Consider the following 20,196-nt stretch of genomic DNA (forward strand, 5'->3'; position numbering starts at 1 on the left):
GGCCTTTACGCACCGTCATCCCATTCCAGGAAACTGTCGAACCGCAGCCGCGTGATGACCCTTGTTTCCATGTTGATCGTGTCGGACAGGCCCACATTGAACAGCGGGACGAAATCGAAATAGGTTTCGACCATGATCTGGCGGTCGGCCTTCATCGCAAGCGGGATCTTGTCGAGGTAATCGCTGTTCAGGTCGGCCGCGGTCAGTTTGGGGTGGGCGCTCGACGTGCTATGAGACCAGTCGAGGTTGAGCTTGCGTTCGGGATCGTCTGCCGCGCAATGGTCTTCGCAATAGACCATGCTGACCCGGATCGCGGCGCTTGCATCGTCGGCCGCGGTCAGGAACTCGAAGACATCGTCCATCCCCTCGATATAGGCAGGGCCGATCTTTGTGCCGATTTCGCGGCTCATCAGGTCGGACAGGGTGTAGGCAGCCTTCTGGTTGACCACGCGCATGTAATAACCGTCGAAGAAGACCAGGCTCATACCCACCCACGCCATCAACAGCGGCAGCACGATCACCAGTTCGGCTGACATCGACCCGTGGACGGAAGATGCGAAGTGGCGCAGACGGGCGGCAATGATGCGGATCATCGGCCTAACCTCCCGAACCGGGCTCGTTCACGAAGAACGAGGTGGATGTGAGGTAAAATCCGTCTTGCGGGGCCTGGTCCAGTTTCAGCCCGAGGCCGACGCCGGGAAAGAACGGATCGACCGTCAGGCAGGCGCGCACCATCATCAGCCCGTTATCGGGCCCCTGGTTGAAAGTCGTGACCGGCAGGATCGTCTCGGTCCGGTCCACGCATTCGGGCGGTTCGCTCGGCAGGTTCCATGTGGTCTTGGAAATCGGCACCATTTCTATGGCAAGGGTGTTTTCGCAATCGTAAAGGAACGCGGCCTGCTTGCAGACGATTGCCTTGAACTCGTCATGCTGGATATCGGGCCAAGTTCCAAGACGCAGGCCCCGCATCGAGATATCCATCGCGCGGTCCAGCAGGAACTGGCGGGCCATGATGATCGAGGTCTCGAAAGACATCAGCATCACCGACACCACCAACGGGAACAGGATCACGAATTCGATCGTGGCGGTGCCTGTCTCGGCCCGTGCCCACCGCTCAAGACGGGCCCTCAAGCGCGTGATCGGGGCAACGCGGGTCACTGTGTCAGCCTCAGCTTGTTGATTGAGGTCGCAATGGCGGCAAAGACCTCGGACAGGTCCGCGCCATTGGCCGCGAAATAGTTGTTGGTATTCGAGGCGCAGGCCTTCATCACTTGCTCTGCGTCGGAGCCGGGCGAGACTTCGAACCCGATCGAATAGATCAGAATGCCCTGTTCCTTGGCGGCGGTGCAGATGTTTTTCAGGCGCGTGTTCTTGACCACGTTGTCGTGGCTTTTCACCGGATCGGACAGGAAATCGAACGTCTCGTACCAGTAGGTCGTGAATTTGGCCCAGACCTGAGGATAGGACATCTGGTAGGGTTCGCCGATGACAGCGTAATCGCAAACCTCGACGGTCTGGTATTTGCACCATCCCCACCAGGTGCAGACTTTCTTGGTTTCGTAATGGCAGTCGGTTTTGACAGGGTCTCCGGCATAGGGTTCGTCCTGCCAGCCGTTTTTGACCTTCTGGTGGTTAGAGTTCACGTAAAGATACTTGTCCTCGGCTTCGCTGTAGACCGAGTAGACGTCGGCGCCGTCCTTCATGCCGCCATTGCCGTCCGGCACCTTGTAATGCCAGATTTCCGAGGGACCGTCGCGATACTCGTCCAGCAGGTAGTGCTGATCGGTGTTCTGGCCGTCGGTCATCAGGACGATGACCTTCATGTTGTAATCTTGGTCGTAGTCATACGGTCGCCCGACAAAGACCTTGTCCACCATCGCCGTGGTCTCGCCCGGCGGGATCTTGCTGGTCAGCCCGGTCACCACCTCGCGCGTGCCGGGATCAAGAAGGGCAAGGCCCCATTTCACCCCAAGGTCGATCGAGGTGTTTCCTGCCGCCTGCAAGGCATCGAGGGCGGCGTAGACCTCAAGGTGGCTATCCATGAAGGGTTTGATCTCGCGCCAGCTTTCGCGCTTGCAGGTCCAGTCCTGCGCGGGCGGGTGATAATCGTTATAGTAGGACTTGGTGGTCCAGGGGTCAAAATGACTGGTCCGACTGAGTTCCAGCAGGGTAGACAGGGACGGGGTGCTGAAATCGGCCTCGTCGAAATCGACGCAATGCGATGACTCGTGTTCGTCGGTGACATTATAGGCGCTCAGCAGCGTGGGGCCGACATTCACCTGTTCCGAGTAGGGCACGATGCTGATCGAGACCTTGCCGTGTTCGGTCGTGCAGGCCGTGCCGGAGCTGGGTTCCGCGGACTGGTTGCACTGCATGTAATAGACGAATTCCTTTGCGGCCTTGCGCAGTTCCTCGATCTTCTTGGTGCTTGTATGGGTCGATTTCCAATCCATGGAGCCCGACACGTCCAGCACCATCGAGATTTCCAGATCGGTGATCCCCTCTTCGGCCGTGCCTGCGGCCGCGGCGGTCAGCGTGTCGATATTGACCAGCTTGAGCAGGAGCGTGTCGAGCTCGGCCTCGGCGGTCGCCGTCACGCGGCGATAACTGAGCGTTCCCGACGCCTTGTTCTCGACGACAGTGATCTTGTCGGCGCTGACATAGTCGCCCAGCCCGGCCTTGTCGAAATAGTCCAGAACCACCTTCTTGGCGTCCAGCTCGTTGCCGAGCCCGGTCGCCGCCAGAACCGCGCGGTCAAGCGTCGATTGCAACTGGGTGCGGGTCATTTCGAACCGCATGAAATCGATCGCGATCCCCGCCATGGCAAGCATCCCGACGAACATGAACAGCGAAAAGATCAGTATTCCGCCTTCCTCGTTCCGGCGGAAACGGATCAGCCGGCGTGCTGTCCGGCCCGGCAGGAGGCGGACATTCCGGGTGCGGCATGACGATTTTGGCATCTCGTTGTTCCTTCTCCGGGTCGGCAACGCAGGGGGGATGCGCAGACTCCGCGTTCGCAGATTTGGCGCGCGGGGTATGGCGAAATTGGGGCGAATTCAGGGGTTTTTATATGAAATTGCGGACGTTTGGTCCGTACCGCGCCTGTATCGGGGGTATTGTTGTCGTCGTGACGACAACCGTGCGATGGGGGGAAATGGTGCCACCGAGGCCGGGCAAGGCGCGGCATCGTTGTGTCTGACCTCTCGACTTGGCGGCCTGCCGCACCGATATTGTCGGCATGAGTCTGCCCCCCGGTTTCCTCGAAGAGCTTCGCACGCGCATCTCGCTGACGCAGGTGGTTGGTCGCAAGGTCGTTTGGGATCTGCGAAAGTCGAACCAGGGCAAGGGCGACATGTGGGCGCCGTGCCCGTTCCACCAGGAAAAGACCGCCAGCTTTCACGTCGACGATCGCAAGGGTTATTACTATTGCTTTGGCTGTCATGCGAAGGGCGATGCGATCTCCTTCGTGAGAGAGACCGAGAATGTCGGCTTCATGGAGGCGATCGAAATCCTTGCCCGCGAGGCCGGGATGCAAATGCCCGCGCGCGACCCGGTGGCGCAGCAAAAGGCAGATCACCGCGGACAGTTGATCGAGGTAATGGAACAGGCGGTGCGTCATTACCGGATGCAGTTGCATACCGGCGCGGCCTCTGAGGCGCGCGCCTATCTCGAACGGCGGGGGCTGAATGCGGATGTGCTGGCGCGCTGGGAAATCGGGTTCGCGCCGCCGGGCTGGCGCGGGCTGTGGACCCACTTGTCGGGCAAGGGCGTGGCGGCGGACCTGATCCTCGGTGCGGGGCTGGCACGCAGATCGGACAAGGGCGGCGAACCCTATGATGTGTTTCGCAACCGCATCCTGTTCCCGATCCGCGACGGGCGGGGCCGGGCCGTTGCCTTTGGCGGGCGGGCCATGGACCCGGCAGATACCGCCAAATACCTGAATTCTCCCGAGACCGATCTGTTTGACAAGGGACGGACGCTGTTCAACCTCGCCCCTGCGCGCGAGGCGGCGGGCCAGGGGCGACCCCTGATCGTGGCCGAGGGCTACATGGATGTCATCGCGCTTGCAGAGGCGGGATTTCCCGGCGCGGTGGCGCCGCTGGGAACGGCGATCACCGAGGACCAGTTGCGCCTCTTGTGGCGGTTGCATCCCGAACCTGTCGTCGCGCTGGATGGCGACAAGGCCGGGATCGGCGCGGCCCGCCGCCTGGTGGATCTGGCGCTGCCGCTGCTAGAGGCGGGGCAGTCTTTACGTTTCGCGTTGATGCCACCGGGGCAGGACCCGGACGATGTCATTCGTGGCGCGGGGGCGGGCGCGATGGAACGCTTGTTGGCCGAGGCGCGTCCGATGGTGCGAATCCTGTGGGATCGCGAGACCGAAGGGCGTGTCCTTGATAGCCCCGAACGAAAGGCCGCGCTCGACCGTGATCTGCGCGCGGCCATCGCCCGGATCAAGGACCCCTCGATCCGCCGACACTACGGCGAAGAGGTCAACCGCCTGCGATGGGAGTTGTTCCGCCCCGCACGCAGCCCCGCGCGCAAGGGCAAGTGGAAAGCCCCGGCACCTGCCGCACCTATGCCTAGCACCCGCAATTCGGCTCTGGCCGCCGGCACGCCCCGGTTCGAGGAGTCGTTGCGCGAGGCCGTCGTTCTGGCAGTGCTGATCACCCATCCCGCCCTGCTGTCGCAATTCGCGGGCGAGCTTGAGCAGCTTGAATGCCATGATCCAGACCACCGGCGGCTTCAGGGGGCGCTTCTGACGCATCCGCATGATGACGACGCGGCGGCGCTGCGCGCCGGGCTGGCCGCGCGGCTGGGCGAGAAGACCCTTGAAAAGCTTTTTGCCCTCAGCCATGTCCGCATTGCCCCGCCGATCCGCGACCCGGCTGATACCGAGAAGGCCGCGCTGTGCCTGGCTGAAGAACTGGCAAAGTTATCGGCAGCGCGTGGTGCGGACCGCGAGATCGAAGACGCGATGCGCGATCTCGAAGGTATGGCCGATGAGGGGCTGACCTGGCGACTGGGGCAGGTGGCCGAAGCCCGCAACCGCGCAGGCCGCGCCGAGAGTGAGGACAAGGCCAACTATGAGCTTGGGCCGAACGGGGCCCGAATCAGCCGGGACGAAAAGGATGCCTTTGCGCAGCTTTTGCAACAGATCGACTTTGGCCGTCGCGGGCGGCGTGGACCTTCGCGTGATGGCTGACTAAATACGGACACGAACAAAGGGATGCGGGTGTTCTTCCCGATGATTCGCGCTATTGATTCGTGCATATCGCCGAAGCGAATCGACCTCCCTCAAGGAGCTTTACATGGCCGCTAAAGACACCGACGACCGCAAGACCGACGAGCAGGAGCCGGAAATCTCGCTCGACATGAGCCAGAGCCGGGTCAAGAAGATGATCGCCGAGGCCAAAGAGCGCGGCTATATCACCTACGACCAGCTCAATCAGGTTCTGCCGCCAGAGCAGGTGTCTTCCGAGCAGATCGAGGACGTGATGTCGATGCTGTCGGAAATGGGCATCAACATCATCGAGGAAGAGGAGGGCGCGGAGGAAGGCGACGAGAAATCGACCGAGGTGGTCGAGGCCTCGACTTCGCGCGAGGTGACCGTCGCGCAGACCCAGTCCGAAACGCTGGACCGCACCGATGACCCGGTGCGGATGTATCTGCGCGAAATGGGCTCGGTCGAACTGCTGTCGCGCGAGGGCGAGATCGCCATCGCCAAGCGGATCGAGGCCGGCCGCAACACCATGATCGCGGGCCTGTGTGAAAGCCCGCTGACCTTCCAGGCGATCACGATCTGGCGCGACGAGTTGCTGAACGAGGATATCCTGCTGCGCGACGTGATCGACCTTGACGCCACATTCGGCCGGTCGATGGAAGGTGATGACGGTGAAGACGAACCGGTGGTCGATGGGTTGGACGTAGAGGCTGCGGCAAACACCAACAAGAGGCGCGACGACCAGCCCGAACTGGATGCCGATGGCAATCCGATCAAGCGCGACGACGACGACGACGACGACGATCAGGCCAACATGAGCCTTGCCGCGATGGAGGCCGCGCTAAAGCCCCGCGTGCTGGAACTTCTGGACCGTATTGCCGAGGATTACATCTGCCTGTCCGATATCCAGGACAAGCGGATGACGGCGACCATCGGCGGCTCGAACCGCTTTTCCGATCGCGACGAGGCAGAGTACCAGAAACTGCGTGCCGAGATTGTCGTGCTGGTCAACGAGTTGCACTTGCACAACAACCGGATCGAGGCATTGATCGATCAGCTTTACGGCATCAACCGCCGGATCATGGCGATCGATTCGAGCATGGTGAAACTCGCGGACCAGGCCCGCATCAACCGCCGGGAATTCATCGACGCCTATCGCGGCCACGAACTCGACCCGCAATGGATGGATCGCATGGGCCGGCAATCGGGGCGGGGCTGGCAGGCCTTCGTTCAGCGTTCTGGCCCCAAGGTGCAGGAACTGCGCGCCGAGATGGCGCAGGTCGGCCAGTATGTCGGCGTCGACATCTCTGAATTCCGCCGTATCGTGAACCAGGTCCAGAAAGGCGAGAAAGAGGCGCGTCAGGCCAAGAAGGAAATGGTCGAGGCCAACCTGCGCCTGGTGATCTCGATCGCCAAGAAATACACCAACCGCGGGCTGCAATTCCTTGACCTGATCCAGGAGGGGAACATCGGCCTGATGAAGGCCGTGGATAAATTCGAATACCGCCGCGGCTATAAATTCTCGACCTACGCGACGTGGTGGATCCGCCAGGCGATCACCCGGTCCATCGCCGACCAGGCCCGCACGATCCGCATCCCCGTGCACATGATCGAGACGATCAACAAGCTGGTGCGCACCGGCCGCCAGATGCTGCACGAGATCGGCCGCGAACCCACGCCCGAGGAACTGGCCGAAAAGCTGCAAATGCCGCTGGAAAAGGTTCGCAAGGTGATGAAGATCGCCAAGGAACCGATCAGCCTCGAAACCCCCATCGGCGACGAGGAAGACAGCCAGCTGGGCGATTTCATCGAGGACAAGAACGCCGTGCTGCCGCTGGACAGCGCCATTCAGGAAAACCTGAAGGAAACCACGACCCGCGTTCTGGCCAGCCTGACCCCGCGCGAGGAACGCGTGCTGCGCATGCGTTTCGGCATCGGTATGAACACCGACCACACGCTGGAAGAGGTCGGCCAGCAATTCAGCGTCACCCGCGAACGCATCCGCCAGATCGAGGCCAAGGCGCTGAGGAAGCTGAAACATCCCAGCCGGTCGCGGAAGCTGCGGAGTTTCCTGGATCAGTAGGGAAGGGAATATGCTGGACCAGACAACTGCCGAGAACGCGTCGAGGTTCCATTGGCATGAGGGAATGAAGTTCGCGCACGAGGGCATCAAATCGTTGATGCTCTTGAACGGTGCTTCGACGGTATCAGTCCTTACTTTTGTTGGAAATACCAACGAAGGGGACGATAGGCTCGTTTATGCAATGGCTTGCTTTGCTCTAGGGGCTTTGTGCGGTCCAGTATCGTTCCTTTTCGCTTACTTGACGCAACTGCAATACGGTAATGACAATTTTGGTGCTGCTTGGAAGCATCATTGGGCGACGTATCTCTTTATTTTTAGCGGAATATGTCTTTTTTTGTGTGGAGTTGCGCTTGCCGGGTTGTCATTCTTGCAGCTTGAGCAAGCGTAGGGTGGGTAGCAACCCACCACCCACCACCCCCAACATGACCGCCCATCGGTGGGTTGCACCCACCCTACGGTCGGCTTGAAACACTTAGTTTCCTCACGCATGGGGCAGACGCTTCTTGCCCACCCGACCGGGCCGGGCACAGCCAGCACCGGACCGGCACCACCCCACCAATCCGCGCGCGCTCACGGCGATGTGACACACCGGCCAAGCCCCTGATTTCAAATGTCCCGTGCGCCTGGCCCCGTCCCTGTGACAATTGGTGCCCCGGACATCGTCGCGCCGTTTGACGTATGTCAATTCAGATTTACACACATCCGGGTATCGACCTGCCATGACAACCGCACCTCACTCTTCGCGAGCGGCCGGCGGACGGGGCGGCTTTCCGTTCCTGCCGCCCTTGCCGCTGTTCCTGCTCAACCCCATCCTGAAGCGCGTCGTTCACAAGATCGCGGCCGATAACCCCGACATGTTCGATCGTCTGGGCCAGCACCGGCACGCTTATTTCCTGATCGATCCGGTGGATGTGCCCCTTATGCTGTATCTGCGCCCCGATCCCGAGGCGCTGGATTTTCGTGCCGTGGGCCGGCGGCGCGCGCCGCCGCCGCACATCGCGCGCATCTCGGGCAAGTTTCTCGACCTGCTGACGCTGATGGATACCGAACAGGATGGCGATGCCCTGTTTTTCTCGCGCGACCTGATCGTGACAGGGGATACCGAGGCGGTGGTCTGTTTGCGCAATGCCCTGGATGACGTGGAAGAGCCCATCGCCGAAAGCGTGGCCGCGATGTTTGGCGCGCCGGGCAAGATGGCGCTCAACTCGCTCCGGCGCATGGCGGAAAATGCCCAGAAAAGAAAAGAGGCCAAGTGATGATCAAGCCCGAACTGATCTGCCCCGCGGGCACCCCCGCGGCCCTGCGCAGTGCCGTGGATGCCGGCGCGGACGCTGTCTATTGCGGCTTTCAGAACGCCACCAACGCGCGGAACTTCACCGGGTTGAACTTCACCGTTCCCGAGCTGGAGAAATCCGTCGCCTACGCCCATGAGCGCGGCACCAAGGTGCTGATCACGCTCAACACCTTCCCGCCGGCGGGCAAGTTCGACCTTTGGAAAGAGGCGGTGGACAACTGCGCCCGTCTGGGCGTGGACGCGATCATCGTGGCCGATATCGCGGTCGCGCATTACGCCAAGACCCACCATCCCGACCTGCGCATCCACCTCAGCGTGCAGGCCGCGGCCTCAAGCCCCGAGGCGATCACCTATTACGTCAAGGAATTCGGGGTGAAGCGGATCGTGCTGCCGCGGATCATGACCGTCAGCGAGATTCGCGGCCTGGTCGAGGAGATCCCCTGCGAGGTGGAAACCTTCATCTTCGGCAACCACGGTCTTATGGTCGAGGGGCGGTGTTCGCTGACCAACTATGCCACGGGCCTGTCCACGAACATGGATGGCGCCTGCTCGCCCGCGGCCTGCGTCAAGTATGAGCGCGATGCCGACGACAACATGTCCACCAAGCTGTGCGACTACACGATCGACCGGTTCGGTCCCAATGAAACCGCCGGTTATCCCACGATCTGCAAGGGTCGCTACAAGTGCGACGCGCGCGACGGCGGCTACTACGCCTTCGAGGAACCGATCAGCCTGAACGCCTCGGACATGCTGCCCGAGTTGATCAATGCGGGTGTTCATGCCTTCAAGATCGAGGGGCGCCAGCGCTCGCGTGCCTATGTCAAGAAGGTGGTCGCCGCCTTCCGCGAGGCGGTGGATTCGATCATGGCGGGGCAAGAACCCAAACTGGCCGACCTCGTGGCCCTGACCGAGGGACAGAAACAGACCGAGGGCGCCCTGAAAACCAAGAAATGGCGGTAATCGAGATGAGTGCAGAACTGACCCTGGGCCCGAACCTGTTCCACTGGCCCGCGCAGCAGAAACTGGATTTCTACAACCGCATCGCGGATGAAAGCCCGGTCGGCACCGTCTACCTCGGCGAGGTGATCTGTTCCAAGCGGACGCCGTTTTTCGAAAAAGAGCTCGACTCGGTTGCCGAACGCCTGGAACGCGCGGGCAAGAAGGTCGTCTATTGCTCGCTCTCCGAGGTGGTGATCAAGCGCGAGCGCAACCTTTTGCGCGAATGGGCCGAACAGGAAGGCCGCGACCTTGAGGTGAATAACACCGCCGCGCTGTTGTATCTCAAGAACAGGCCGCACCGCATCGGTGGCCTGTTGAACGTCTATAACGAGGAAACGATGGCCTACCTGGCCGGCGAGGGCGCGACGCATTTCGCGTTGCTGCCTGAATTGCCGCGCTCCGTCATCGAGGCGCTGGGCGTGCGTGCGCGTCAGTTGGGCGTTGGGCTTGAAGTCCAGGTCTTTGGTCGCGGTTCGCTGGCACTATCGGCGCGCTGTTATCATGCCCGCGCCCACGAGCGGACCAAGGATAACTGCCAGTTCGTCTGCGAAGAAGATCCCGACGGGATGACGCTGAACACGATGGATGATCAGCCCTTCCTTGCCATCAACGGTATCCAGACACTGAGCTATGGCTATCTCGACCTGATGTCGGACATGGCCGATATGCGTGCCCTCGGGGTGACCCATTTCCGCGTGATGCCGCATACATGCGACATGATCGCGGTGACGCGACTGTTCGATGATGTTCTGCAGGGTCGGATGGATGCCGAGGAAGGCGAGGCCAAGCTGCGCGAACTTGGCATCGATGCCCCCTTTATCAACGGGTTCTACCATGGCGCGGCAGGCGATGCCTGGGTGTCGCCGGTGGCGGCCGTCCCGGCCTGAGCGGGTCGTGCGCGGCAAGTGATGGTGACGCCCGGCCTTGGCCGGGCGTTTTCCGTTTTGCCCTCGTCTTGTCCGCGGCGCGCGCAGGGCCTAGCCTCAGTGCGTCATCGAACAGGGGGTGACAATGCAGACGACCTTTTCCATCTTGACGCGCGGGCCGGGCCTTTACGAGTTCATGCACGAGGTGGCCGAATGGCTTGCGGGGCGGGGGGACGGGCTGTTGTCGCTTTTCGTGCGGCACACGTCCTGTTCGCTCCTGGTGCAGGAAAACGCAGACCCTGATGTTCAGCGCGATCTCGACGGGTTCTTTTCCCGGCTTGTTCCGCCGGGCGACGATCCGCAAATGGGCTGGCTGACTCACCTCCTGGAAGGTCCCGACGACATGCCGGCCCATATCAAGGCTGCGATATTGCCTGTGTCGCTGTCGATTCCGGTGCGGTCGGGGTGTCCGATGCTGGGCACATGGCAAGGGATCTATCTGTATGAACATCGCCGCGCGGCACAGCGGCGCGAGATCGCGGCACATTTCGGATGACACCACATATAGGGTAACAAATGCCCCCTACCCAAATTCTGGAGGCTCCCCTATAGTGCCTGTGGATAACACGGACGCACCACCGAGAGAGAGGCCATGCGCTGCCCGTTTTGTGGAAATATCGACACCCAGGTAAAGGATTCGCGTCCTGCCGAGGATCATGTCGCCATCCGGCGCCGGCGTTTGTGCCCCGCCTGTGGCGGGCGCTTTACCACCTATGAACGGGTGCAGTTGCGTGATCTCGTCGTCATCAAGTCCAATGGCCGGCGCGAGGATTTCGACCGCGACAAGCTCGAACGCTCGATCCGCATCGCGCTTCAGAAACGTCCCGTCGATCCCGAGAGGATGGACCAGATGATTTCCGGCATCGTGCGGCGGCTGGAAAGCATGGGTGAGACCGACATTCCCTCCAAGGTGATCGGCGAGATCGTGATGGAGGCGTTGGCTCGGATCGACACCGTGGCCTATGTGCGCTTTGCCAGCGTTTACAAGAACTTCCAGGAAGCGGGCGATTTCGACAAGTTTGTCAGCGAATTGCGCCCAGACACCCAGAAAGAAGAGTGAGCGGGACCGATCACGCCCGCTTCATGGCGCTTGCGCTTTCGCTGGGGGCGCGGGGGCTGGGCCGTGTCTGGCCCAACCCGGCTGTGGGCTGCGTGATCGTCAAGGACGGCCGGATCGTCGGCCGCGGCTGGACCGCGCCGGGCGGGCGGCCCCATGCTGAACCAATCGCGCTGGCCCAGGCCGGTGCGGCCGCGCGTGGCGCCACCGCCTATGTCAGCCTGGAACCCTGTTCGCATCACGGGCAGACGCCGCCCTGTTGCGAGGCGCTGATCGCCGCGGGGGTGGCCCGTGTTGTCACGGCACTTGAGGATCCCGATCCCCGGGTCGCGGGCCGGGGACATGCGATGCTGCGCGCCGCCGGGATCGAGGTGATGACCGGGATTCAGGCGGATGCCGCGCGCCGCGCGCATCGCGGGTTCCTGTTGAACCGGCAGGCGGGCCGCCCGATGGTCACCCTGAAGCTGGCCAGCTCCTTTGACGGGCGTATTGCCACTGCGACCGGCGAAAGCCAATGGATTACCGGGCCCGAAGCGCGGCGGCTGGTCCATATGCAGCGCGCCCGCCATGACGCGGTGATGGTGGGCGGCGGGACCGCGCGGGCGGACGATCCGCAACTGACGGTGCGCGGAATCGGCGTGCCGCGTCAGCCTGTGCGCGTGATCGTTGCACGACGGCTGGACCTGCCCACCACCGGTCAACTGGCCGCGAGCGTTGACGCGGCACCTCTTTGGCTGTGCCACGGGCCGGATGCGCCCGCAGCGCGCGTGGCCGATTGGACGGCGCGCGGCGCGCGGCTGGTCGAGGTTGCAGCCGGGCCGGGCGGCCACCTTGACCCCGCCGCGCTGATGGCAGCGCTGGGCCGGTCTGGGCTGACGCGCGTCTTTTGCGAGGGTGGCGGAACCCTTGCTGCCTCTTTGTTGGCCACGGGGCTGGTCGACGAACTCGTGGGGTTCACTGCCGGTATCGCGCTGGGGGCCGAGGGGCGCCCGGCGCTGGGCGCGCTGGGGATCGAACACCTTGCCGAAGTCCCCCGCCTGCAACTGGTCGAGACATGCGCGATCGGCGGTGACGTGATGCATCGCTGGGAAAGGATCTGAACCTCAGCGCCACCACAGATATGCCTTTCCCGCCAGCAGGCCCTGCACCTTTGACAGCGCGCGCAATCCCGGTCCGGGGCGCGGCAGAGCGCCGCTTGCCAGGCGGTCGGCCACGATTTCCGCCGGGCAGGGGCGGCCGGTCACGGGGTCGCGATAGCGTGGATAGGCAATCAGAACCGCGTGAACCAGCGCCACCAGGTCGGGCCGTGCCGCGCGCCGGGCCGGGACCGGGGCCAGGTCGCGCGTCAATCCCCAGCCCGCGTAGAACGGCACACCAAGACAGGTGACAGGCACCCGCCGGATCAACGCCTCGAAGCCCAGGCCAGAGCACAGCGTCCAGACCTCGTCGACCTCGGCCAACAATTCCGGGGCCCCCGTGCCCTCGATCACCCGATCGGCCAGCCCTTGCAGGATCGCTGGATCGACGGTGCCGGGGCGCAGCCCCGCCTCGACATCGGGATGGGGCTTGTAAAGGATCACCGCCTTCGGGTTCTCTGCGCGGCAGCGTTCCAGCAGCGCGCGGTTGGTTCGTTCCGCCGGACAGCCCAGCTGGATCGCGGCGTCATCCTCGACCTGTCCGGGCACGAGAATACGGTGCCCCTCCGGCAATGGGGGGGGCGAGGCGCCGCCAAGGTTATATTTCGACAGCCCCGCCTCGCAAAGTCGCGCGATCAGCCGCTCGGCGCGCAGCCGCTCGGCCTGGGGCAGGGCACATGCGGCAGCGATCAGCCTCTCCAGCCGATTTTCGCGCGCCGGGTCGTAGCAAAGCCCCAGGTCGTCGGCAACCAGCGATAGCGGGGCCACCAGCGCGGCCCCGAGGCCCCGCGAGCGCAAGAACCCGTCCTCGACCCGCACCGTGCCCGGCGGCGCCGCTGCCGCACCCCAGACCATCGCCCGGCGGCCAGTCGCCGCCGCGCGCGCCGCCGCACTGTCCGCATCGGGGGCAAAGCGGACCGCCCGCTGCCCGCCGAAAAACCCCTGCACCGCGCCGCGTTTCCAAAGCCTCATGCCGGCGGCCACCCAGCCCGCACGGTCCTCGCGCCAGGCGCGGGTCTCGGCTTCAAGTGTCGCAAGCGCATCTTCCAGGGGGCACAGCCGGTCGCGAAACGGATCGTACCAGGTGGGGGCGAGGATCATCGCGCCTGCGAAAAGCTGGGCACGGGTCAGGCGGCGAACGCGCCGGGGCGGGGGGGTTTCGTCCTGGCTGAGCCCCCAGCCGGCATAGAAAGGCTGGCCAAAAACGCGGGGACGATGTCCGGCCAGGATGGCCTCGAAACCCATCTGCGAGGACACGGTATATACCGCGACAGCCCCCTCCAGAAGCGCCCAGGGCGAGACCGGGTCGGTCACAAGGCGCACCGTACCGCCCGCATCATCGCTGCTGAAATGGCCGGGGCGCAGACCATGGGCGGTTTCGGGATGGGTCTTGATCAGGATTTCCGCGCCCGGATTCTCGATCCGGGCAAAGGCCAGCATCTCGTGAAAGGTCGCCCGCGTGGCCCCGCTGGCCGTGACCGCGGCATCGCCCGCGCTCTGGTCCACAACGAGGACGTAACCGGGGGACGGGACGGGGGTTTCCGGCACAAAACCGGTGTATTTCGTCAAGTGTCCGGCCCTGATCCGGGTGATCGCGTCGCGGGCACGGTTCAAGAGCGCGGTATCGTCCAGCGAGTGTCCGGCCAGTATGCTTTCCAGCGCAGACGGTCGGGAGGGGTCGAAATGCACGCCCTGCCCATCCAGCATCAGGCCAAGCGGCGGCGCGGCGCCGCGCGCGCGCCCCGGCAAGACCGAGCGCAGGAAGGCATCCTCGACCCGCAGAACCCCCGCCCCCCGCGCGCGGGCCACGCGCAGTCCCCGCGCGGCGGTGGGGCTGGCGCCCCAGATCCCGACCATGTCCTGGGAGGCGGGTAGACCAACGCGGATATCGTAACCGGCAAGTGTCAGGATACGCCGCAGCCGCGCATCACCCAGGAAACCGCCATTATAAACGAAAAGCCGCCGGGCTCGCGGGCGCCCGGCGGTTTCTGGCATGTCGTGGCCTGCCTCGGCCATATCGCGGTCAGTTTCCGCCCAGGCTTGCAACCGAGTTGGCCGAGGCCGCGGTGCCGGTGATTGCAGAAAGTGTTTTTTGCCATTGTACGAAGGGCGCCTCGGTCACGTAGACCGTGTCGCCATCGCGGATGGCGAAATCTCGGGCAAGGAACATCCCGTTAGGTTCGGTCAGGTCGAGAACGTAGGCAAAGCGCTGTGCCCCGACGAGGTCTTCGCGGCCGAGCACGAGGTTGGCGATTTCCTCGGGTTCGTTGCGCAGGACGAAAACGCCGGTGGGATCGGCAAGGTTGGTCGACAGTCCGCCGACCTGGGCAATGGCCTCGATCGCCGACAAGGTCGTGGTCTCGAATCTCACCCGGCTTTGGGCGCCAGTCGCGCCCAGCGCGGTAAATGCGCGGGTGTCTGCCTCGACGAGGATCTTGTCGCCATCGCGCAATGCGATGTCCAGTTGCGGATGATCATATAGATCCTGGAACCAGATTTCACCCCGTTGCGCGCCGCGAATCACGGTGATGCGGGCAATCTCGGGTGCGATGGCGACGCCGCCCGCGGTGGCCAGCATCGTGGCCAGCGTCCGGTTTGGCCGCTCGATCGGGTAGATTCCCTGGCCGCTGACAGCACCCACAACCGACACGGCTGCGCCGTTTCCGGCCAGTCGCCGTACCACGACCTGCGGATCGGGGGTCTGCGCGTCCAGCTTTTCGGTGATGATCTGGCGCAGCCGGTCGGGCGTGTTGCCCGCCGCCCGCACGCGCCCCGCATAGGGAATGAAGATGAAACCCGCGCCGTCGACCTGCACCTGTTCCAGGACTGCGGCGTTCATGCCTTGGCCGGCAAGCAGCCCGTCATCGACGTTTTCATAGATCGTCAGGCCCAGGGTGTCGCCGGGCCGGATCGTGTCCGACCCGATCAGCCCGGCATTCCTGAAAGCGTCTGAAAAGCCGACCGCCGGTACGATCGAGGTTGCCCGCGTGACGCGGTCATTGACGCTGATGACAAAGGCATCGCCTTGTTTCTGCACCGAACCCTGGAAGATTTCGCGCTTGTTCGGGCCCGAGCGCGGCAGGCCACATGCGGCCACGGTCGCAACGAGGGCGAACAGGGCAATCATCCGCGCCCCACGGGATGTCATGAGTTTCACCGCTCGGTATCCTTGCTCTTGCTTGTAACTGCCTCGGATATTTTGGGGTAACACTACAGAATCGCGCCGCGAAAAACCAGTCAAATGGCTCGGGGCCGCTATTGGGCCAATCGCAGGTGTTGCGCTGCTGCGTCGTCGGGCCGGGTGCGTGCGTCGTAGGGATCGGAGGGCGCCAGAACCATGTCGACAATCCGGCGCATGAGCTGCGCGCGCCCGCGGCGTGAATAGAAACCGCCCGGAACCTGGCTGGTCTCAAGCAGGAAACGGCGGAACACCGCATAGGCGGCGGCATCGGGTCTTTGCGGAGCCGCGAAGAACTGCGCCAGCGGCTGAGGCGAGACAAGCTCTGGCTTGGCGTAGACCGCCGCGCCAAGCGCCCTGAGCGGCAGGCCACGCCAGAGCGCCTGTTGCCCGGCGGTCGAGTTGACCGTCACGGCACTGCTCGCCGCATCCAGAAGGCGCGCAAGCTTGCCCCCTCGAACATAGTGGACGCGCCCCGCGATCCCGTGGCGCCGTGCCAGCCGCGCGATCACGCTACGCTGGGGGCTGCGCCCGTCCTCCAGCGGGTGGGCCTTGAATACCAGGTGGTGGTGTGCGGGCGCCCCGCAGGCAAACCCTTCGACACAGAGCGACAGGAAATCCTCCATCGTTTCGAACGGCCCGTGGTGGCGAAAGCTGGCGTCATGGGCCAGTTGCAGCAGGACCAGGTGATAGGGAAACCCGCCCGCCTGTATCACCCGCGTGGCGGCAAACCGTTCGACCGTATGCAGCGGCAAAAGGGCAAGCCGCCGCAAGTACAGCGCGAATTCTCGTCGGACGGTCAGGCCGCGATGGGGTTGGAAATGTGGATAGCGTCGGTTCAGCGCCAGAACGAACCAATGGTAAAGTGCGCCGTAAAGGATGTGCTCGCGCATGTCGCCCCAATGGGCCGGAGCTTCGACTGGCGGTACGGTTTCATCCGCCAGGCGCGCGCGCAGGTCGGCAATCTCCATCTCCATCAACCGGGAATGCCCGTTGGCCCCGCCGCGTTCATAGGTGACCCAGTAGGGGCGCAGGTAACCTTCCTCGAAGATATGTACGCGCAGGCCCGCCGCATGGGCCGCGTCGATGGCGGTGGCGTGATGCGGGCGTGTGTCTCCGTATAGGGCCAGGTCGGTGATTTGCCTGTCGGCCATGAGCGCGGCGCATGTGGACGGCCAGGCCGCCTGCGGCCCGTCAAAGCGGATCAGCCGCGCGCGGTCGGACCAGAACACCTCGTCGCCGCGATTGAAGGCCACATGCCATGTCTCGGCGCCCGCCGCCGCCAGCCCCCCGGCGAGCCGGTCAAAGAACGGGCCGTGTGGCCCCTGGAGAAAAAGAAAGCGCCGGTACTTGCCCAAAACTTGTCCCATCACACCATATGGCGCCAACTTTTGCGCGCGTGAAAGCCCAGTTTGCGCGGGCGCTGGCAATTCGGTGTCGTTTTGCCATGGATCATGGGCCTTGGCAGGGCGGCTTTAGGGCGCGTCTGCGGCTTGCCCTTCGGTCGCGCAAGGTCTAGGTCAGGCTCCATCACGCCCAAGGAGGCCGCGCCATGTTCACAGGTATCATCACCGGTATCGGCACCGTTCGCACCCTGACCCAAAAAGGCGACCTGACCGCGCGGATCGCCTGCGACTACGCGCCCGAGAGTATCGATATTGGCGCCTCGATCGCCTGTGACGGGGTCTGCCTGACCGTGATCGACCGCGGCAGCGACGGACAAGGCGGCTGGTTCGAGGTTTCCGTGTCCGGTGAGACGGTGTCGAAGACGACTCTGGGTGGGTGGCAACCGGGCGCGCGGCTCAACCTTGAACGCGCCCTTAAGGTCGGGGACGAACTGGGCGGTCATATCGTATCGGGACATGTTGACGGCGTCGCCGAGATCACCGCGATGGCCCAGGAGGGCGACAGCACTCGCATCACCTTTCGCGCGCCGGACGAATTGGCGAAATTTATCGCGCCAAAGGGTTCGGTTGCGCTCAACGGCGTCTCGCTGACGGTCAACGAGGTCGAGGGGCCGTGTTTCGGGGTGAATTTCATTCCTCACACCAAGCAGGCGACGACTTTTGGCGGGGCGGCCGTCGGCGACAAGGTCAACCTTGAGATCGACACGCTGGCCCGCTATGTCGCGCGCCTGCAAGACTGGAACGCGGCATGAGCGACGAGCATTACAAAGACGCCATATCCTCGATCGAGGAAATCATCGAGGATGCCCGCAACGGACGGATGTTCATCCTCGTCGATCATGAGGATCGTGAGAACGAGGGCGACCTCGTGATCCCCGCGCAGATGGCCACGCCCGAAGCGATCAATTTCATGGCGACCCACGGGCGCGGGTTGATCTGTCTCAGTCTTCCCGGTGAACGGGTGGACGCGCTGGGCCTGCCCTTGATGGCCTCGACCAATTCCTCGCGCCACGAGACAGCCTTTACCGTGTCGATCGAGGCGCGCGAGGGCGTTACCACCGGTATATCGGCCCATGACCGTGCGCGAACCGTGGCGGTTGCGATCGATGCGGGCAAGGGCGCGGGCGATATCGCCACGCCCGGCCATATCTTTCCGCTGCGTGCCCGCGACGGCGGTGTGCTGGTGCGCGCGGGCCATACCGAGGCGGCAGTCGATGTCGCGCGTCTGGCGGGGCTAAACCCGTCGGGCGTCATCTGCGAGATCATGAACGAGGACGGCACGATGGCGCGGCTGCCTGACCTCGTTGGCTTTGCCCAGCGTCACGGGCTCAAGATCGGGACGATTTCCGACCTGATCGGCTATCGCCGGCGCCACGACAACCTCGTGAACGAAAGTGCGGTTCGGCCCGTGAGTTCGGCCTATGGCGGCGACTGGCTGATGCGGATTTATACCGACGAGACGCAGGGCGCAGAGCACGTCGTGCTGACCAAGGGCGATATCTCTACGCCAGAGCCCGTTCTGGTTAGGATGCACGCACTGGACCCCTTGCAGGATGTTCTGGGTCTCGGCCCCCATGGACCCTGCGAGTTGGGCCGCGCGATGGATATCATCGCGGCCGAGGGGCGTGGCGCGGTGGTGCTATTGCGCGATACCACGATGAAGCTGATCCACGACGCTGCCGTCTCGCCGCAGACGCTGCGGCAATACGGGCTTGGCGCGCAGATCCTTGCCGCGCTGGGCCTGCACAAGCTGATCCTGCTGACCAATTCTCCCCTGCCCAAGGTCATCGGGCTGGAGGCCTACGGGTTGTCCATCGAGGGAACCCGCCAGATCGAAGGAAAGAGCTGACCCATGGCCGAGCAGGACCCCCACCAAATGCTTGAGTTGCCGCAATTCGACAAGCCGGTGAAGCTGTTGATCGCGGTGGCTCCATTCTACCGTGACATTGCCGATATGCTGATCGCGGGCGCGCGGGCCAGGCTGGACGAGGCCGGTGCCGCCCACGACTTGGTCGAGGTGCCCGGTGCGCTGGAACTGCCCTCGGCGATCGCGCTGGCGCACCGCATGTCGAATTATGACGGCTTTGTCGCGCTGGGCTGTGTGATCCGCGGAGAAACCACGCATTATGACACCGTTTGCAATGACAGTTCGCGCGGCCTGATGCTGTTAGGGATGCAGGGGGCGCTGATCGGGAACGGTATCTTGACGGTGGAAAATCACGAGCAGGCCGTTCGCCGGGCCGATCCCGCCGACATGGACAAGGGCGGTGGTGCCGCGGCCGCGGCGTTGCACCTGGTCGCGCTTGCCCGCCGCTGGGGCGGCGAGACGCGCGGCGTCGGATTCAAGCCGGCCGCCGGCACTGTCCAGATCGCTGAAGGCGGGGAGCGCGCATGAACAGCTCGCGCAAACAGGACAAGCGCCAGATGCGTTCGACCGCCCGGCTTCACGCCGTTCAGGCCCTGTTCCAGATGGAACATTCCGGTCAAAGCGTTGATACCGTGCGTCGCGAGTTCGAGGATTGGCGTTTTGGCATCGGCTATGACGAGGGCGAGGAGCTGGCCGAGGGTGATATCGACCTGTTCCGCGCCACGCTTGAGGGGGCGGTGACCTGGCAGGCGAAGATTGACCAGATGACCGATCGCGCACTGGTGGCAAAATGGCCCATCGCCCGGATCGACCCGACGCTCAGGGCGCTGTTTCGCGCCGCGGGGGCCGAACTGGTTGCCGAGGATGTCCCGCCGAAGGTCGTCATCAGCGAATATGTCGACGTGGCCAAGGCGTTTTTCCCCGAGGGCCGCGAGCCGAAATTCGTCAATGCCGTTCTCGATCACATGGCGCGCGAGGCCCGGCCAGAGGCATTCTGACTGCGGGTAATCGGCTGCACCTGCTTGGGCT

Annotated in this window: 19 protein-coding genes; 13 read left to right on the top strand and 6 right to left on the bottom strand. The window is 63.7% G+C overall.

What is annotated here, in order from left to right; genetic code table 11:
• Window positions 1–5: 5 nt before the first annotated feature.
• The 3 genes from EV663_RS00835 to EV663_RS00845 are packed head-to-tail and all read right to left on the bottom strand — an operon-like array spanning window position 6 to window position 2,960.
• Complete coding sequence (locus tag EV663_RS00835) at window positions 6–593, bottom strand: TadE/TadG family type IV pilus assembly protein (protein ID WP_132949872.1); 588 nt, start codon at window positions 591–593, stop codon at window positions 6–8.
• Between the two features lie 4 nt (window positions 594–597).
• The gene (locus EV663_RS00840) at window positions 598–1,158 is read right to left on the bottom strand and encodes a TadE/TadG family type IV pilus assembly protein (protein ID WP_132949873.1); all 561 of its coding nucleotides are present in this window, start codon (window positions 1,156–1,158) and stop codon (window positions 598–600) included.
• Complete coding sequence (locus EV663_RS00845; protein WP_132949874.1) at window positions 1,155–2,960, bottom strand: TadE/TadG family type IV pilus assembly protein; 1,806 nt, start codon at window positions 2,958–2,960, stop codon at window positions 1,155–1,157. The genes EV663_RS00840 and EV663_RS00845 overlap by 4 nt, the downstream gene beginning before the upstream one ends.
• A gap of 278 nt (window positions 2,961–3,238) precedes the next feature.
• Between EV663_RS00845 and dnaG the strand changes: the two genes are divergently transcribed.
• From dnaG to ribD, 9 genes are all read left to right on the top strand, one after another.
• On the top strand, window positions 3,239–5,203 hold the full coding sequence (gene dnaG / locus EV663_RS00850; protein WP_132949875.1) for a DNA primase: 1,965 nt from the start codon (window positions 3,239–3,241) through the stop codon (window positions 5,201–5,203).
• A gap of 106 nt (window positions 5,204–5,309) precedes the next feature.
• Window positions 5,310–7,304, top strand: coding sequence for an RNA polymerase sigma factor RpoD (gene rpoD, locus EV663_RS00855; protein ID WP_132949876.1), 1,995 nt, complete (start codon window positions 5,310–5,312; stop codon window positions 7,302–7,304).
• 10 nt (window positions 7,305–7,314) lie between these two features.
• Complete coding sequence (locus EV663_RS00860; RefSeq protein WP_132949877.1) at window positions 7,315–7,692, top strand: hypothetical protein; 378 nt, start codon at window positions 7,315–7,317, stop codon at window positions 7,690–7,692.
• A gap of 331 nt (window positions 7,693–8,023) precedes the next feature.
• Window positions 8,024–8,560 (top strand): ubiquinone anaerobic biosynthesis accessory factor UbiT, encoded by a 537-nt coding sequence (gene ubiT / locus EV663_RS00865; protein ID WP_243697839.1) that lies wholly within the window; start codon window positions 8,024–8,026, stop codon window positions 8,558–8,560.
• Window positions 8,560–9,558 (top strand): ubiquinone anaerobic biosynthesis protein UbiU, encoded by a 999-nt coding sequence (ubiU, locus tag EV663_RS00870; RefSeq protein ID WP_132949878.1) that lies wholly within the window; start codon window positions 8,560–8,562, stop codon window positions 9,556–9,558. Before ubiT ends, ubiU begins: the two co-directional genes overlap by 1 nt.
• Before the next feature lie 5 nt (window positions 9,559–9,563).
• Window positions 9,564–10,484, top strand: coding sequence for a ubiquinone anaerobic biosynthesis protein UbiV (gene ubiV, locus EV663_RS00875; RefSeq protein ID WP_243697840.1), 921 nt, complete (start codon window positions 9,564–9,566; stop codon window positions 10,482–10,484).
• 124 nt (window positions 10,485–10,608) lie between these two features.
• Complete coding sequence (locus tag EV663_RS00880; protein ID WP_132949880.1) at window positions 10,609–11,019, top strand: secondary thiamine-phosphate synthase enzyme YjbQ; 411 nt, start codon at window positions 10,609–10,611, stop codon at window positions 11,017–11,019.
• Between the two features lie 96 nt (window positions 11,020–11,115).
• Window positions 11,116–11,583 (top strand): transcriptional regulator NrdR, encoded by a 468-nt coding sequence (nrdR, locus tag EV663_RS00885; RefSeq protein WP_132949881.1) that lies wholly within the window; start codon window positions 11,116–11,118, stop codon window positions 11,581–11,583.
• Entirely contained in the window at window positions 11,580–12,680 is a 1,101-nt protein-coding gene (gene ribD, locus EV663_RS00890) for a bifunctional diaminohydroxyphosphoribosylaminopyrimidine deaminase/5-amino-6-(5-phosphoribosylamino)uracil reductase RibD (RefSeq protein WP_341799026.1), read from the top strand. Before nrdR ends, ribD begins: the two co-directional genes overlap by 4 nt.
• Window positions 12,681–12,683: 3 nt before the next feature.
• Here the strand turns inward: ribD and EV663_RS00895 are convergent, their stop codons facing one another.
• From EV663_RS00895 to EV663_RS00905, 3 genes are all read right to left on the bottom strand, one after another.
• The gene (locus EV663_RS00895; RefSeq protein WP_243697841.1) at window positions 12,684–14,711 is read right to left on the bottom strand and encodes a capsular polysaccharide biosynthesis protein; all 2,028 of its coding nucleotides are present in this window, start codon (window positions 14,709–14,711) and stop codon (window positions 12,684–12,686) included.
• Between the two features lie 28 nt (window positions 14,712–14,739).
• The gene (locus EV663_RS00900) at window positions 14,740–15,864 is read right to left on the bottom strand and encodes a polysaccharide biosynthesis/export family protein (RefSeq protein WP_132950393.1); all 1,125 of its coding nucleotides are present in this window, start codon (window positions 15,862–15,864) and stop codon (window positions 14,740–14,742) included.
• Between the two features lie 107 nt (window positions 15,865–15,971).
• A complete protein-coding gene (locus EV663_RS00905; protein WP_132949883.1) occupies window positions 15,972–17,264 on the bottom strand; it encodes a capsule biosynthesis protein in 1,293 nt (430 codons plus the stop codon).
• A 182-nt stretch (window positions 17,265–17,446) separates the two neighbouring features.
• Here EV663_RS00905 and EV663_RS00910 point away from each other — a divergent pair, with 182 nt between their 5' ends.
• From EV663_RS00910 to nusB, 4 genes are read left to right on the top strand one after another with little or no spacing between them, the layout of a single operon-like run.
• Window positions 17,447–18,052: a riboflavin synthase gene (locus EV663_RS00910; RefSeq protein WP_132949884.1), complete on the top strand. Its 606-nt coding sequence runs from the start codon at window positions 17,447–17,449 to the stop codon at window positions 18,050–18,052.
• Window positions 18,049–19,149 carry a 3,4-dihydroxy-2-butanone-4-phosphate synthase gene (gene ribB, locus EV663_RS00915; protein WP_132949885.1) on the top strand — a complete coding sequence of 367 codons (1,101 nt, stop codon included), beginning with the start codon at window positions 18,049–18,051 and terminating at the stop codon, window positions 19,147–19,149. The genes EV663_RS00910 and ribB overlap by 4 nt, the downstream gene beginning before the upstream one ends.
• 3 nt (window positions 19,150–19,152) lie before the next feature.
• A complete protein-coding gene (locus EV663_RS00920; RefSeq protein WP_132949886.1) occupies window positions 19,153–19,695 on the top strand; it encodes a 6,7-dimethyl-8-ribityllumazine synthase in 543 nt (180 codons plus the stop codon).
• Window positions 19,692–20,165, top strand: coding sequence for a transcription antitermination factor NusB (gene nusB / locus EV663_RS00925; protein WP_132949887.1), 474 nt, complete (start codon window positions 19,692–19,694; stop codon window positions 20,163–20,165). Before EV663_RS00920 ends, nusB begins: the two co-directional genes overlap by 4 nt.
• The last annotated feature ends 31 nt before the right edge of the window (window positions 20,166–20,196 follow it).

Origin of the sequence: Rhodovulum bhavnagarense, from assembly GCF_004343505.1 — a bacterium.
GTDB lineage: Bacteria > Pseudomonadota > Alphaproteobacteria > Rhodobacterales > Rhodobacteraceae > Rhodovulum > Rhodovulum bhavnagarense.